Source organism: Escherichia sp. AM3, assembly GCF_032029835.1.
Lineage (GTDB): Bacteria > Pseudomonadota > Gammaproteobacteria > Enterobacterales > Enterobacteriaceae > Escherichia > Escherichia coli.
The window spans coordinates 1-247 of sequence record NZ_JAVUPQ010001205.1; the positions used below are offsets into that span (position 1 = coordinate 1).

The window sequence follows — 247 nt, forward strand, 5'->3', positions numbered from 1 at the left end:
AATGGGGCCACCTGCTCCGCGCGCTTGAAATTGAACGGGTCTGCCACTGATTAACCCTTGCCGTCTGCCTGTGCAGGCGGCAGGATACGTTCAGACATCTCACCAGGAGGAACCGTGAGTAAGAAGAAAAACACCACACCGCCCACGCCGCATGATGCCGCGTTCCGGTCGGTCCTGGCGAATCCCGACGTTGCCAGGGATTTTCTGGAACTGCATCTTCCGGCGGAGTACCGGCAGGTGTGCGACC

Annotated in this window: 1 protein-coding gene; it reads left to right on the forward strand. The window is 59.9% G+C overall.

The window, feature by feature from the left end; all coding sequences use genetic code 11:
- Positions 1-114: 114 nt before the first annotated feature.
- The coding region (locus RTW80_RS30320) for an Rpn family recombination-promoting nuclease/putative transposase (protein ID WP_312721914.1) at positions 115-247 on the forward strand (133 nt) is incomplete at its 3' end.